The sequence below is a fragment of the Streptomyces spinoverrucosus genome, from assembly GCF_006539505.1.
GTDB lineage: Bacteria > Actinomycetota > Actinomycetes > Streptomycetales > Streptomycetaceae > Streptomyces > Streptomyces spinoverrucosus.
In genome coordinates this window covers 82321-96396 of record NZ_BJND01000027.1, presented here as the reverse complement: position 1 = coordinate 96396, position 14076 = coordinate 82321, and the positions used below count along the sequence as shown (strand labels likewise).

The following is a 14076-nucleotide window of genomic DNA, read 5'->3' as shown; positions in this document are numbered from 1 at the left end:
GCGCCGGGCGGCGCAAGCCGTGAACTCCCCTTCCGGGGGCATTAGATTGACTCGCTGATGGTGGACGGAACGGCTGCTCAGGGGGCAAGCGCGATGGACAGCGACGGGACGCAGGACGCGCGGGGTACGCATGCGAATCCTGTACCTCGTCCGGCGGGGCCACCCCCTGCGATGCCACCCAGGCCCTCCGTGCCGCCCCGGCCGGACGGCTCTGCCTTCCTCACCTGGCTGCGCACGCCGCGGCCGGAGGCGGCGCCCGGGGTGTGGCGGTTCGGGTACCGGGCGCGGCCGGAGGAGGAGCCGGAGGCCGTTCCCGGGCGTCAGCTCCTCACCGGGGCGCTGATCGCCTTCCTGGTCGGCTGGCTGATCTGGTCGCTGCTGTGGAACGGCTACCTGGGCGGCTGGTGGCTGCTCCCGCTGTACGCGATGATCCCCGACTCCTGGGCCGAGCCGCACAGCGTCGGCGCCGTTGTCGTCGTCTACGCCTACTACGTCGTCGTCGCCCTGATCATCATGGTCGGGGTCGGGCGCCTCGGGCGGTGGAGCGAGATCTGGCGCCGGTACGGTCCCCCCGCCTGGCGCCGTACGCCGGGGCACGAGCGGCCGCCCGCCCCGGAAGCCGACCCCGCCGAATGGCCCGCACTCCGTGCCGCCGGTGCCTCCGACGCCGCCGACCGGCTCGCCGCCGACGTCCGCGCCGGGCTGATGCGCGACGTCGACCACGCCCGCATCACCCGCGCCTGGCAGGGCGTCCGCAGCGGCCGGCACAGCCTCGCCACCTTCACCGGCGCGGTCCTCAAGGACGGCGCCGCCGCCTGCCTGCACCCCTCCGGCGAACGCGACCTGTCCGCCCGGCTCGCCCGCCACGACCTGGTCACCGGCCAGGTCAGGCTCGGCACCACCGCCGACGACCCCCGCAACCCCTACGCCTACCGCGGCACCGGCCTCGCCCTTGGCCCCGACCTGCTCGGCACCTCGCTCGTGGCCGTCGGCCCGGCCGGCTCCGGCAAGACCGGCACCGTCGTCCGTCCGCTCGCCGAGTCGCTGTGCCTGCACGCGCTCGCCGGACGCGCCGCCGTCGTCGTGGTCGGCGCGGCGGGCGCCGGGCTCGGCCCGGCCGATGCCTACGACGTCGTCGTACGCATCGGCAACCCGGAGTCCGTCCACGACCTGGACCTGTACGGCGGCACCACCGACCCCGACGAGGCCGCCGCCATACTGGCCGAGGCGCTGGTCGGGGACCTCGCCGACCCGCACCCCGGCAGCGACAGCCGCCGCTCCACCACGGTGCTGGCCCAGCTCCTCGGCCCGTTCCGAGCGGTCCACGGCCGCTTCCCCTCCGTACCGGAACTGCGTGGGCTCCTCGACGGCGCGCCCGGGCCGATGAGTGAGCTGCGGACGGCGTTGCAGGACGCCGGGCAGGACTCACTGCTGCGGGAACTCGACGCCCGCGAGCGGCAGCTGGGCCACCCGGGAGACGTGGGCGGTGTGCTCGCCGACCGGGTGGCGCTGCTGGACCGCCCCGCCTTCGCGGGGTTCTTCGACACCTCCGGACAGTCCCGGCCGTTCTCCCTGAAGGCCCTCGACCACCCCGTGCGGGTCCGCATCGACCTGCCCGAACGCGGGCACGCCGACGCCTCCCGGATGCTGGCCCGGCTTGTCCTCGCCCAGTTCACGGCGAGCGTGGCGGTACGGGAGGACCGCTCGCTGTTCGCCTGCCTGATCCTGGACGACGCGACCGGCGTCGTGACGCCCGAGGCCGTCCGGGGGATCCAGCGGCTGCGGTCGGCGCACGCCGGGGCCGTGCTGACGCTGCGCACCCTGGACGACGTACCGCGCCCGCTGCGTGGACCCCTGCTCGGGGCCACCGGGTGCAGGGTCGCGCTGTCCGGGCTCACCCCGTGGGACGGGCAGGACTTCGCCGAGGTGTGGGGCACGGAGTGGACCGAGACCCGGGACGTCACCGACCGGCAGATCATCGCCGAGACCCCGGCGGGCAAGGCCGTGCACATGCTGCGCCGAGTGATCACCGGCAAGGCGCCGACGGCGCGGGCGGTCACGGTGCGGCAGGTCGAGCGGGAGCGGTGGTCCGCGTCCGAGCTGGCGCACGCGGTGCCGCCCGGGCATGCCGTGCTGTCGTTGACGAACGTGAAGGGTGAGCACGCGCCTCCGCTGCTGGTGGATCTGCGCGACTGAGGATTTCGCGGGTGCCCGGACCGTACGGTGAGGCAGAATCGACACAGGTCGTTCATACGTGGCGGCCAAAAGATCACAACGATCAGCCCACCCCCAGATCCGGATCAGCCGACCCCGCAGACCTGAAGGCCCGATGCCCCCCACGCTCGCCTCCCTCGTCCACCACTCCGCGCTCAAACTCACCGTGCGGGCGGGCGAGGACCGCCTCGACGTGCCCGTGCGCTGGGCCCACGTCAGCGAGCTCGCCGACCCCGTGCCGTACATGGAGGGCGGGGAACTGCTGCTGATCACCGCGCTCAAGCTGGACGCGGAGGATCCGCAGGCCATGCGGCGCTATGTGAAGCGGCTGGTCGGGGCGGGCGTCGTCGGTCTTGGCTTCGCGGTCGGGGTGAACTACGACGAGATCCCCAAGGCGCTCGTCGACGCGGCCGAGGAGGAGGGCCTGCCGCTGCTGGAGGTCCCCCGCCGCACCCCCTTCCTCGCCATCACCAAGGCCGTGTCGGCCGCCATCGCCGCCGACCAGTACCGGGCGGTGACGGCGGGCTTCGCGGCGCAGCGGGAGCTGACCAGGCAGGCGCTGAGCGAGGGCCCCGAGGGGCTGCTCGCCGTGCTCGCCGCGCAGGTCGACGGCTGGGCGGCGCTCTACGACGCCTCGGGCGCCGTCGTCGCGGCCGCACCGGAGTGGGCCGGCCGCCGGGCCGCGCGGCTCACGGCGGACGTGGAGCGGCTGCGGGACCGGCCGGCGCCGGCCAGCTCGGTGGTCGGCGGCCCGGAACACGAGGACCGCGTCGAACTGCACAGCATCGGCACCGGCCGACGCCCCCGCGCCGCCCTCGCCGTCGGCACGGCGGCCGCCCTCGGCACCGCCGAGCGGTACGCCCTGCACTCGGCCATCGCCCTGCTCACCCTGACCACCGAACGCTCCCGCTCCCTCCAGGCCGCCGAGCAGCGGATCGGCGCGGCCGTGCTGCGGATGCTGCTCGCCGGTCAGCCGGACCACGCCCGCGCCGTCGCCGGTGATCTGTACGGCGACCTCCTCGACGCGCCCTACCGGATCGTCCTCGCCGAGTGCGCCTCGGGACACGCGGGCATCGCCGAGGCGGTGGAGGCCGCCGCGGCCCGGTCGGGGGAGTCGGTGCTGGTCGTGCCCGAGGGGGACGGGGAGCGGCTGGTGGTGTTGGCCGCGGACGGGGGCGCGGTGGTCACGGCGTGCGGGGAGTACGCGGCGGCGCGGGAGGCCGCGCGGGCCGGGGGCCAGGAGCCGTCGGTGGGGGAGGAGGACGACCTGGTCATCGGCCTGTCGGCGCCGGCCGGGCCGATCGCGGCGGCCGCCGCCTACAAGCAGGCCGAGCAGGCGCTGTCGGTGGCCCGGCGCCGGGGGCGGGTGCTGGTCGAGCACGAGCGGCTGGCGGCGGGGTCGGTGCTGCCGCTGCTCGCCGACGACGCGGTCCGCGCCTTCGCGGACGGCCTGCTGCGCGCGCTGCACGAGCACGACGCCACTGGCCGGGGGGACCTGGTCGCCTCCCTGCGGGCCTGGCTGTCCCGGCACGGCCAGTGGGACGCGGCCGCCGCCGACCTCGGCGTCCACCGGCACACCCTGCGCTACCGGATGCGGCGCGTGGAGGAGATCCTCGGGCGGTCGCTGGACGATCCGGACGTGCGGATGGAGCTGTGGCTGGCGCTGAAGGCGACGTCGGCGGAGTAGGCAGTCCCTTGTTGGCGTAGCGAGGAGGCCAAAGCGGCGTACCCCCGCCCGCGAGTGCTACGGATCGGACAACCGCACCACCCGCCCCGCACCCCTACCGTGGACCGGGAACGCCGAACTTCAAGCACACCTCTACGCGGAAGGGGCCGGGACTCATGACCTCCACCCACGCCTTCTGGCTCGCCGGCCGTCAGGCCACCGGTCAGGACACCTTCGACGTCACCTCTCCGTGGGACGGCCGCGTCGTCGGCAAGGTCAGCGTGCCCACCGACGCCCAGGTCGAGGAAGCCGTGGCCGCCGCGTACGCCGTACGGGACGCCTTTGCCGCGACTCCCGCCCATGTCCGCGCCGCCGCCCTGGACCACGTCAGCAGGCGGCTGGTCGAGCGCACCGAGGAGATCGCCCAGCTGATCTCCGCCGAGAACGGCAAGCCGATCAAGTGGGCGCGCGGCGAGGTCGGCCGCGCGGTGTCCGTGTTCCGGTTCGCCGCCGAGGAGGCCCGCCGCTTCAATGGCGGCGAGGCCCAGCGCCTCGACACCGACGCCGGCGGCCAGGGCCGGCTCGCGCTGACCCGGCGCTTCCCGAAGGGCGTCGTCCTCGGCATCGCGCCCTTCAACTTCCCGCTCAACCTGTGCGCCCACAAGGTCGCCCCGGCCATCGCCGCCGGCGCCCCGATCATCCTCAAGCCGGCGCCCGCCACGCCGCTGTCCGGCCTGATCATCGGTGACCTGCTCGCCGAGACGGACCTCCCGGCGGGCTCGTGGAGCATCCTCCCGGTCCCGAACGAGGCCATGCCCGCCCTCGTCCAGGACGAGCGCCTGCCGGTCATCTCCTTCACCGGTTCCGAGAAGGTCGGCTACGCGATCATGGACTCGGTGCCGCGCAAGCACTGCACGCTGGAGCTGGGCGGCAACGGCGCGGCCGTCGTCCTCGCCGACTACGCGAGCGACGAGGACCTGGACTGGGCGGCGAACCGCATCGCCACCTTCTCCAACTACCAGGGCGGCCAGTCCTGCATCTCGGTGCAGCGCGTGATCGCCGACGCGTCGCTGTACGACCGTCTCCTCCCGCGCATCGTCGCCGCCGTCGAGGCGCAGGTCACCGGCGACCCCTCCGACCCCAAGACCGACGTCGGCCCGCTGGTCAGCGAGGACGCGGCCCAGCGTGTCGAGTCCTGGGTCGACGAGGCGGTCCAGGCGGGCGCCAAGCTCCTCACCGGCGGCAAGCGCGACGGCGCCTCGTACGCGCCGACCGTCCTCACCGACGTACCGGCCGATGCCACGATCTCCTGCGAGGAGGTCTTCGGCCCCGTCCTGACGGTGCAGAAGGTGGACGGCGAGTCCGAGGCCTTCGCGGCCGTCAACGACTCCAAGTACGGCCTCCAGGCGGGCGTGTTCACCCACGACGTCCAGGTCGCCTTCCGCGCCCACCGCGCCCTGGAGGTCGGCGGCGTGATCATCGGCGACGTCCCCTCCTACCGCGCGGACCAGATGCCGTACGGCGGCGCCAAGCAGTCGGGCGTGGGCCGCGAGGGCGTCCGCTTCGCGATGGACGACTACACCTACGAGCGCGTCCTGGTCCTCACCGGCCTGGCGCTCTGACACCTCCCCCAGTCCAACGGCCGGAGCCCACTGTGCGGGGGCTCCGGCCGTTGTCGTACGGATCTGTTCAGCCGAGCTGATGTTCGCGTGGCCGTGCCACTCAGACACGCGCACCAGGTGCGGAGGCCCTCTGTGCCGTGTCCCGCTTCGTGATGGCCTCGGCGACCTCTTCGGTGGCGGCACGAAGGAGGTTGCCGTACGGGCCTTCGGGTCCGGATGTCCCAGGCCAGCGCCTCGGCGGGATCTTCGTGGAGGTCTGCCATGTAGTGGGCGAGGGTGCAGCGGTGCAGTGGGTCGCCGGTGACGCCGATCATGGACCACAGGTCCAGGAGTGCGCGGCGGGCGGAGGCCACGGCGCCGGACCGGCCTTCGGTGACGGCTCGGGCGATGGCTTCCATGGTCGGGTCGGGAGAGTGGTGGGTGTGGTGGTCATCGGGGGTTTGCCTCCTTCCCGTCGTCGGGGTTAACGGGCATGGCCAGCGTGGTGAGATCGCCTCGGTCGGCGGAGCGGACCGTGACCGGCTGGTCGGGTCCGCGCACTTCGAGCATCACGTCGGGGCCGATGGCGGTGCTGACGGCGGGATAGAGCGTGGTCAGGTCGAACCAGACCCGGACGGTCCGGCCCGTCGCGATGGCGGGGAGGGTCATCCCGGGGTGTTCGACGTCGGCAGATACGGCCTGCACTCCGTGGTCGGTGACGTGGAGCGCGAGCCGTTCGCCGGGGTGCTCTTCGAGGGCTCGCAGGAGCTGATCCTTCGGGACCGTCACGCGGGTGGTGACCTCGCCCAGTGACGCGAGCATCAGCCGGTAGTCGGGGAACGGCTCGGACAGCGACCGGCAGTACTGGTCCTCACCATCGGCCATGCGGAGCCGGATGCCGTGCGGCGTCGCCTCGATGCGTACGAGTGCGCTGCGGCGGATCCCGGCGGCCGCGGCCCGCAGCTCGTCGCCGTCGACTGTGGCGGCCCACGTCTTCGTCGGGGGCTCGGCAGGCACCAGGGTTCGGGTGGAGAGGCGGTATCGGTCGGTCGCGGTCAATGTGATCGCTTCCTGGGCCGCCTCCATGCGCAGGCCGCCCAGGACCGGCATCTCCGGCTCACGTGGTGCCGTCGCGGTCAGGATCTGCTCCACGGCGTCGGCCAGCACCGGGCCCTTCACCGCGGCGATCAGCACGCTGGGCACGTCGGCGAGCGAGGACTTGACGACGGCGGCCCTCCGCTGCGCGGCCACCGCGTCCGCGAGGACTGTGCCGACGTGCTCGTCGATCAGCCGGGATGCTTCGGCGGGCCCGGCGTCGAGGACCGCCGCGACAACCGTGAGCGGCATGCCCATCGCGCGGAGCCGGCGCAGCGCCGTTGCCCGCGCCACTTGGCCGGCGCAGTAGTAGCGGTAGCCCGAGACCGGGTCGACCTCGGCAGGACGCAGCAGCCCGGAGTCGGCGTAGAAACGCAAGCGCTCGACGTCAGACCGCTGCGTTGGGCGAAGACCCCGATCGGCATCAGCTCGGTAGGTGGCACCCGGTCATCATGGAGCTTCAAGCAACTCGAAGGTCAACACCGATACCCCTAGCTAATGGGAACCATTTTCAGGTAATCTCTCCAGTGACGCGAGCTCGCCGTCCCGAAGGGGCCCGGCACCGATGCCTTCCGGTGCCGGGCCCCTTCCCTGTGTCGGCCTGGTCCGGACCCTCAACCGGAGAAGCCGACATGCGCCAGCCGCAGAGGGCCGCGCAGTCTGAGGTGGACGTCGTGGACGCCGGTGACGGTGATGTCGGCGGAGACGGTCGTGTAGTCGTACGGGCCCGGAGTCGGCGTACCCAGCGTGACCGTCGCCAGCGTCGCGCCCCCGTCGAGGGACAGTTCGGCCCGTCCCTCGCCCGCCACCTGCATCGTCACCTCGGTGACGCCGGTCCCGAAGTCGCAGGCACGATAGACGAGTTCGCCGCTGCCGCCGCCCACCGGCGTCACCGCGTCGCCCGAGGTCTTTGTGCGGTCGACGATCTCCGTGCCGCTCTGCTCGTCGAAGTCCGCCGCGTCCAGGCCACGTCGGACGACGGCACGCGGCGTCGCGGGCTCGCCGTCGAGCGTCACGGTCGTACGCAGGCGGATGTCCTCGCTGGAGGCGCCGATCAGGACGTCGTACGGGCCCGGGTACAGGCGCCACCTGCCGTGGGCCACGTCCCAGAACGAGAAGGCGTTCAGCGGGAGTTCGAAGGTCAGCTCCTGACTCGCGCCGGGGCGTAGCGTCACCCGCCGGTGGCCGAGCAGTTCGCGGCGTGGGCGGATCATCGACGCGTCGGCGGCGTGGCCGTACACCTGGGCCACCTCGTCGGCCGTCATGTCTCCGGTGTTGGTGACCGTGAACGAGACGCGCACCGCCTCGCCCGCCACGCGGGTCGTGACGTCGGCGTACGAGAAGGACGTGTACGACAGGCCGTGGCCGAAGGGGAAGAGCGGTGTGCCTTCGAAGTAGAGGTAGGTCTGGCGGCCGCCGATCACGTCGTAGTCGAGGAGGTCGGGCAGGTCGGCGTCGTCGGCGTACCAGGTCTGGGGGAGGCGGGCGGCGGGGGACACGTCGCCCGCCAGGACGCGGGCCAGGGCGGTGCCCGCGGACTGGCCGCCGTGTGCCGTCCAGAGGACGGCCGGGAGCGGGGACGCGTCGATCGCGTACGGGTAGGCGGAGACCAACGTCAGCACCGTGCGCGGGTTCGCGGCGCGGGCGGCGCGCAGCAGGCGTTCCTGGTGCTCGGGCAGCCGTAGCGTCGTACGGTCCTCGGTCTCGCGGCCGTTGATGTGCGGGTCGTTGCCCGCGACGACCACCACGACGTCCGCCCCGGCCGCGGCCCGCGCCACCGCGTCCTCGCCGCGTTCGACGTGGACGACCTCGAAGATCTCCGGGTTCTCCGCGGCAACCTTCACCCCCTCGGCGGCGACAGAGACATGGTGCCCCGTGCCCAGATGCCGAAGGAGGTGACCGTTCTCATGGGGTTCGAGGTGGAATGTCTCCTGGACCACCCAGCCGCCGGGCTGGTCGGCCGAGGCGCGTACGTAACCGTCCTCGGCGACGGACAGGTAGCGGCCGTCGGGTGCGCGCAGGGTCAGGACGCCCCCGCCCCAGTCGATCAGGGCGAGTTCGGTGCCGGTGGCGTCGGTGGTCAGGGGCGGGAGGTCCGTGCGGCCCGCGAGGAGGGCCGGGTCCAGGGCGCCCTCGGCGCCGCGCACCTCGTCGGCGGCGTCCGCCGCGGGCACGTGCAGGAACGTACCGGCGGACGTCCTCAGCAGCACCCGGTCCACGCCCTCCGCGAACTCCACCCGGTCGGCGCCGAACCGCTCGTACAGGCCCTCCAGAGGGGTGGACCGGTGCATGAGCGTGCCGCTGTACCAGTCGAGCTTGCACTCGTCGGCGAGCAGACCGACGACCGCGATGCGGGTGTCGGGGGCGAGCGGCAGCAGACTGTCGTTCTGGAGCAGGACGATCGCCTGCTCGGCGGCCTCCTGGGCGAGCGCGCGGTGCTCCGGGGTGTCGAAGGCGCCGGTTTCGTCGTATCCGTCGAACTCGCCGAGCCGGAAGCGGACCGAGAGCTGACGGCGGACGGCGGTGTCGATGTCGGCTTCGGTCAACAGTCCCTGATCCAGGGCGCCTTGGACGCGCACGACGATCTTTGTGCTGTCCGTGCCGTGGTCGGTGAAGCTGTCGACGCCTGCGAGCAGCGCGGCCGCCGTCGCCTCCTCGTGCGTGTCGAAGTAGTGCTCGGAGTCGACCAGGTTGGAGGGGGCGCCCGCGTCCGAGCAGACCAGCAGTTCCTCGTCGGTCCAGGTGCGCAACTGCTCGCGCAGATACGGCGAGAGGTGGTTCGGGCGGCCGTTGACCAGGTTGTACGCCGGCATCACCCCGGCCACCGCGCCCGCCTCGACGGTCTCGCGGAAGGCGCGCAGGTCGTACTCGTGCAGCACACGCGGGCGCACCGAGCTCGACGAAGTGGAGCGGTCCGTCTCGTTGTTGTGCGCGAGCCAGTGCTTCAGGACGGGCGCCGTGCGCCAGTACGTCGGGTGGTCGCCGCGCAGGCCGTTGGTGTAGGCGGTGGCGATCGCCGAGGTGAGCTTCGGGTCCTCGGAGTAGCCCTCCTCGTTACGGCCCCACAGCGGGTGGCGCAGCAGGTTCACCGTCGGCGCCCAGACGTTGAGGCCGACCCGGTCGTCGCGGGTGCGCATGGCGCGCACCTCCTTGGACACGGCCTCGCCGACCCGTCGTACGAGATCCGGATTCCAGGTCGCGCCGAGCCCGACCGCCTGCGGGAACACAGTCGCCGGGCCCATCCACGCCACGCCGTGCAGTGCCTCCTGGCCGGTGCGGAAGGCCTGGACGCCGAGCCGCTCGACCGCGGGCGCGTACTGGTGCAGGAAGGCGACCTTTTCGTCCGGGGTGAGCCGCGACAGCAGGTCGTCGATGCGCTTCGCGAACGGCAGACGCGGATCGCGGAAAGGCGGCGTTGTTGCGGTCACGTGGGGTTCCCCTTGCGATGGAGCGGCGAGGCGCTTTCGAAGCGCTTCGATGCTCATTCGACGGGCCGGTGGGTGTCAAGAGAAGGGCGGTGTCACTTCAAGTGGTGCACGAGGAAAGGTCGTCTCCGCAGCCCGGAGGAATCTTGGAAGCGACCCTTGTGCACCCCTGGGTGTTCACTTAACCTCACAGCAACATCGAAGCGCTTCGACTGCACAGGCCCCTCGGTCGCGGGGCGAACGAACGCTTCAGCTCAGCCAGTTCCACTCAAGACACCGCAGCCGACGGCTCCACCGCCGGGTGTCCTGGTGCGCCACGAAGGGTTGACGCAATGACGCCGAACGCCGCTTCCGCCTCCGCCCCGAGCCGGAGAAGCTTCCTCGCCTCCACGGCGGTCGCCGCCGTCGCGGTGGGCGGGGGTATGCCGTTGCTGGCCGCCTGCGGGGGATCGCAGGAAGGCCGGAAGGACGGTACGACCTCCGGGAAGGACGCCCAGAAGATCCTTCCGGCGTTCGTGGCGTCGAGCGTGGTGGCGCCGGACATTCCGGCGAAGAACGGGTCGTCGGCGGGCTTCACCAAGGCGATTGCGACGGCCGACCTGAAGACCTCGGTGCCGAAGAAGCTGGGCAGCGGCGGCAAGCTCACGATCCTGTCCCCGTTCTGGGGCACCCCGCCGAAGGGCGACAACCCCTACTACACGGCGATGAACGAGGCCATCGGCGTCGAGGTCACCTGGCAGAACCAGGACGGCGTCACCTACGACCAGAAACTCGGTGCGGTCCTCGCCGGCAGCAACATCCCTGACGTCGTGGTCGTGCCGGGCTGGAACCTGATGGGCAGGATACCCAGCGCGATCAACGCCAAGTTCGCGGACCTCGGCCCCTACCTGTCCGGTGACAAGGTCAAGGACTACCCGAACCTCGCGGCCGTCCCCACCGAGGCCTGGCAGCGCGGCATCTTCGGCGGCCAGCTCCGCGCGGTGCCGTTCCCCGCCCCGTACGTCACAGACATCGCGCCCATGTATCGCCGGGACCTGTTCAAGAAGAAGGGCTACAGCGTCCCGAAGAGCCCGGACGAGTTCCTGTCCTGGGCCAAGGAGGCCACCGACGCCAAGTCGAAGGTCTGGGCCTGCGACGACATGAAGTGGACGGCGTTCAACATCTTCAGCGTCTACCCGGGCAGCGACAAGGCGCTGTGGTGGAACCTGCGGGACGGCAAGCTGGTCAACCGCATCGAGACCGAGGAGTACCTCGAAGCCCTGGAGTGGACACGGAAGCTGTACGCGGCGAACGTGGTCCACCCGGACGCGGTCTCCGGCAAGGCCGGCGGCGACGCCAGGAACCGGTTCACGGCCGGTCAGGTTCTCGTCTACAACGGGAACATCTCCGGCTGGTGGGGTTCGGTCTCCGAGCAGGCCACTCAGAAGTCCGACTTCGACATGGCGGCCTTCGACATCTTTGGCCCCGACGGCGGCGCCCCGACGCTGTGGGCGGTCCAGCCGGCCAACATCTTCACCTTCGTCTCCAAGACGGCGTCCGAGCAGCAGATCAAGGACTTCCTCGCGCTGTGCAACTACTGTGCCGCGCCGTATGGCACCAAGGAGTTCATGCTCACCGCGTACGGCGTCGAGGGCACCGACTACACCATCAAGAACGGCCTGCCGTCCAAGACGGAGCAGGGCGTCAACGAGGTCAACGGCGCCTACGACTACACGGGCAACCCCGCCCCGTACGTGGCGTACCCCGACTTCCCCGACGTCACCCGGGGCATCGTCGAGTGGCAGCAGCGCATGGGCGCCTTCACCAAGAAGACCTCCTTCTTCGGGCTGACCATCACCGAGCCCAGCCGCTGGAGCAACCTCGCCGACAACTTCGAGCAGTTGGAGGACGACGTCGTGCGCGGCCGCAAGAAGATCAGCGACGTGCAGCAGGCCGTGTCCGACTGGAAGAGCAAGGGCGGCGACGGCCTGCGCGACTGGTACCAGAAGCTGCTCGACGACACCGGCTCGGCGAACTGACCCGGGACGGACGCAAGGAGAAGGCCGTGTCCCACAGCACGGTGCCTCGGAGCAGGTCCGAGGCGAAGACGCCCGAGAAGACTCCGGCGGCCCCCGGCGGCGAGAAGCAGCCGGGGCGGTCGGGAAAGCTGAGGTTCGGGCTCAGATTCCGGCGCGACCGCACACTGCTCCTGATGACAGTGCCGGCGGTGCTGCTGGTCCTGGTCTTCAACTACATACCGATCCTCGGCAATGTGGTCGCCTTCCAGGACTACGACCCCTACCTCAGCGAGAACGGCTTCGTCGCCATCCTCGAAAGCCCCTGGATCGGCTTCGAGCAGTTCGAGCGGATCTTCGCGGACGCGGCCTTCTGGCACGCGGTGCAGAACACCTTCGTGTTCTTCTTCCTCCAGCTCGTGCTCTACTTCCCGATCCCCATCCTGCTCGCGCTGCTCATCAACAGCGTGGTCAGGCCCCGGGTCCGGGCGATCGCCCAGGCGGTCATGTACCTCCCGCACTTCTTCTCCTGGGTCCTCGTCGTCACGGTCTTCATGCAGATCTTCGGCGGCGCGGGCATCATCGCGCAGACCCTCCGCCAGCACGGCTACGAGGGCTTCGACCTGATGACCAACCCGGAGCTGTTCAAGTACCTGGTCACCTTCGAGACCATCTGGAAGGACGCGGGCTGGGGCATCATCGTCTTCCTCGCCGCGCTCTCCTCCGTCTCCAACGATCTGTACGAGGCCGCCGCCATGGACGGCGCCGGACGCTGGCGACGCATGTGGCACATCACCCTGCCCGCCCTGCGCCCGGTGATCGCCCTGCTGCTGGTGCTGCGCGTCGGCGACGCCCTCACCGTCGGCTTCGAGCAGTTCCTGCTCCAACGACAGGCGGTGGGAGTCGACGCCTCCGACGTCCTCGACACCTATGTGTGGTGGAACGGCATCCGCAACCAGGACTTCAGCTATGCCGCCGCCGCCGGACTCATCAAGGGCGTGGTGGGCCTGGCGCTGGTGCTGACCGCGAACAAGGTCGCCCATCTGATGGGTGAGCAGGGGGTGTACAAGAAATGAGCGCCGTCCTCGACGAGCGGGCGGACGACAGGCCGCGCGTCAAGAAGCCCAGCCCCTGGGCGGCACCGCCCCGACCGGTATGGGAGGAAGAGCCGTCCAAGGCCGGACTGGCGGGCAAGGGCCTTGTCCTGGGGATCGCCTGCTTCGCGATTCTCTTCCCCCTGTGGATCGTCATCGTCACCAGCCTCCAGTCGAAGAAGACCATCGACGAGGCAGGCGGTCTGGTGGTGATCCCGAAGGGCATCACATTCGTCGCCTACCAGGAACTCCTCGGCGGTGGACAGGTCCAGAAGGCAGCGCTGGTCAGCGTCGGGGTGACGGTGGTCGGCACGCTGTTCAGCATGACGGTGTCCGTGCTGTGCGCCTACGGCCTGTCCCGCAGCGGCTCGCTCGGTCACCGCTGGATCCTGATGACGCTGCTGGCGACCATGTTCTTCGGGGCGGGCCTCATCCCGACCTACCTGCTGGTGCAGGCGCTCGGACTGATGGACACCTATCTCGCGCTGATCCTGCCCAGCGCGGTGAGCGTGTTCAACATCCTGGTCCTGCGTGCCTTCTTCATGAACATCTCCCAGGAACTCATCGACAGCGCACGCATCGACGGCGCGGGCGACTGGCGCATCCTGTGGAAGATCGTGCTCCCGCTGTCGCGTGCGGTCCTCGCGGTGATCGCGCTCTTCTACGCGGTGGGGTACTGGAGCGCCTGGTTCAACGCGTCGATCTACCTGACGGACCAGGAGATGATGCCGCTGCAGAACGTCATGATCCAGCTGGTCCAGATGCAGGAACGCCCCGTCGGCCTTCAGACGCAGATCAACACCGGTCAGCTCTCCCCGATCGCCATCCAAATGGCCGTCATGGTCCTGGCCCTTCTCCCGGTCGCTGTCCTTTCCCCCTTCGTCCAGCGGCACTTCAAGAAGGGCATGCTCACGGGGGCGGTCAAGGGTTAACGGCTCTCGCCGTTGAGCTGTCTGTTGTTTGCCGTCTGCGGCTGTGTTGTGGCTG

The 14076-nt window shown here is 70.9% G+C and carries 7 protein-coding genes and 2 pseudogenes; 6 read left to right on the top strand and 3 right to left on the bottom strand.

Translation table 11 applies throughout. From position 1 onward, the window contains the following. Nucleotides 1-93 precede the first annotated feature (93 nt). The 3 genes from SSP24_RS20275 (at nucleotide 94) to SSP24_RS20265 (ending at nucleotide 5502) form a co-directional block, all read left to right on the top strand. A complete protein-coding gene (locus SSP24_RS20275; protein WP_141311073.1) occupies nucleotides 94-2196 on the top strand; it encodes an ATP-binding protein in 2103 nt (700 codons plus the stop codon). 133 nt (nucleotides 2197-2329) lie between these two features. Continuing rightward, nucleotides 2330-3901: a PucR family transcriptional regulator gene (locus tag SSP24_RS20270; RefSeq protein ID WP_141311072.1), complete on the top strand. Its 1572-nt coding sequence runs from the start codon at nucleotides 2330-2332 to the stop codon at nucleotides 3899-3901. A 155-nt stretch (nucleotides 3902-4056) separates the two neighbouring features. Then, nucleotides 4057-5502: an aldehyde dehydrogenase family protein gene (locus SSP24_RS20265; protein WP_141311071.1), complete on the top strand. Its 1446-nt coding sequence runs from the start codon at nucleotides 4057-4059 to the stop codon at nucleotides 5500-5502. A 100-nt stretch (nucleotides 5503-5602) separates the two neighbouring features. On the opposite strand, the pseudogene SSP24_RS44200 reads toward SSP24_RS20265, so the two are convergent. The 3 genes and pseudogenes from SSP24_RS44200 to SSP24_RS20250 form a co-directional block, all read right to left on the bottom strand. After that, a pseudogene (locus SSP24_RS44200) lies at nucleotides 5603-5935 on the bottom strand (hypothetical protein). Continuing rightward, nucleotides 5932-7001 (bottom strand): annotated as a pseudogene (locus SSP24_RS20255) (DNA polymerase III subunit beta family protein). Before SSP24_RS20255 ends, SSP24_RS44200 begins: the two co-directional pseudogenes overlap by 4 nt. A gap of 189 nt (nucleotides 7002-7190) precedes the next feature. After that, nucleotides 7191-10061 (bottom strand): glycoside hydrolase family 3 C-terminal domain-containing protein, encoded by a 2871-nt coding sequence (locus tag SSP24_RS20250; protein WP_141311070.1) that lies wholly within the window; start codon nucleotides 10059-10061, stop codon nucleotides 7191-7193. A gap of 272 nt (nucleotides 10062-10333) precedes the next feature. Between SSP24_RS20250 and SSP24_RS20240 the strand changes: the two genes are divergently transcribed. Genes SSP24_RS20240 through SSP24_RS20230 form a run of 3 tightly spaced genes read left to right on the top strand, consistent with a single transcriptional unit; the run spans nucleotide 10334 to nucleotide 14021 of the window. Then, complete coding sequence (locus SSP24_RS20240) at nucleotides 10334-12019, top strand: extracellular solute-binding protein (RefSeq protein ID WP_141311069.1); 1686 nt, start codon at nucleotides 10334-10336, stop codon at nucleotides 12017-12019. A gap of 26 nt (nucleotides 12020-12045) precedes the next feature. Further along, nucleotides 12046-13071, top strand: a complete 1026-nt coding sequence (locus tag SSP24_RS20235; RefSeq protein WP_141311068.1) for an ABC transporter permease — start codon at nucleotides 12046-12048, stop codon at nucleotides 13069-13071. Further along, on the top strand, nucleotides 13068-14021 hold the full coding sequence (locus SSP24_RS20230) for a carbohydrate ABC transporter permease (RefSeq protein WP_141311067.1): 954 nt from the start codon (nucleotides 13068-13070) through the stop codon (nucleotides 14019-14021). The genes SSP24_RS20235 and SSP24_RS20230 overlap by 4 nt, the downstream gene beginning before the upstream one ends. Nucleotides 14022-14076 lie beyond the last annotated feature (55 nt).

What these genes read in the sequence shown, in the direction of transcription:
- SSP24_RS20240 (WP_141311069.1), top strand. Translation starts at nt 10,334, where the DNA reads ATGACGCCGAACGCCGCTTCCGCCTCCGCCCCGAGCCGGAGAAGCTTC.
- SSP24_RS20265 (WP_141311071.1), top strand. Translation starts at nt 4,057, where the DNA reads ATGACCTCCACCCACGCCTTCTGGCTCGCCGGCCGTCAGGCCACCGGT.
- SSP24_RS20250 (WP_141311070.1), bottom strand. Translation starts at nt 10,061, where the DNA reads ATGAGCATCGAAGCGCTTCGAAAGCGCCTCGCCGCTCCATCGCAAGGG.
- SSP24_RS20275 (WP_141311073.1), top strand. Translation starts at nt 94, where the DNA reads ATGGACAGCGACGGGACGCAGGACGCGCGGGGTACGCATGCGAATCCT.
- SSP24_RS20270 (WP_141311072.1), top strand. Translation starts at nt 2,330, where the DNA reads ATGCCCCCCACGCTCGCCTCCCTCGTCCACCACTCCGCGCTCAAACTC.
- SSP24_RS20230 (WP_141311067.1), top strand. Translation starts at nt 13,068, where the DNA reads ATGAGCGCCGTCCTCGACGAGCGGGCGGACGACAGGCCGCGCGTCAAG.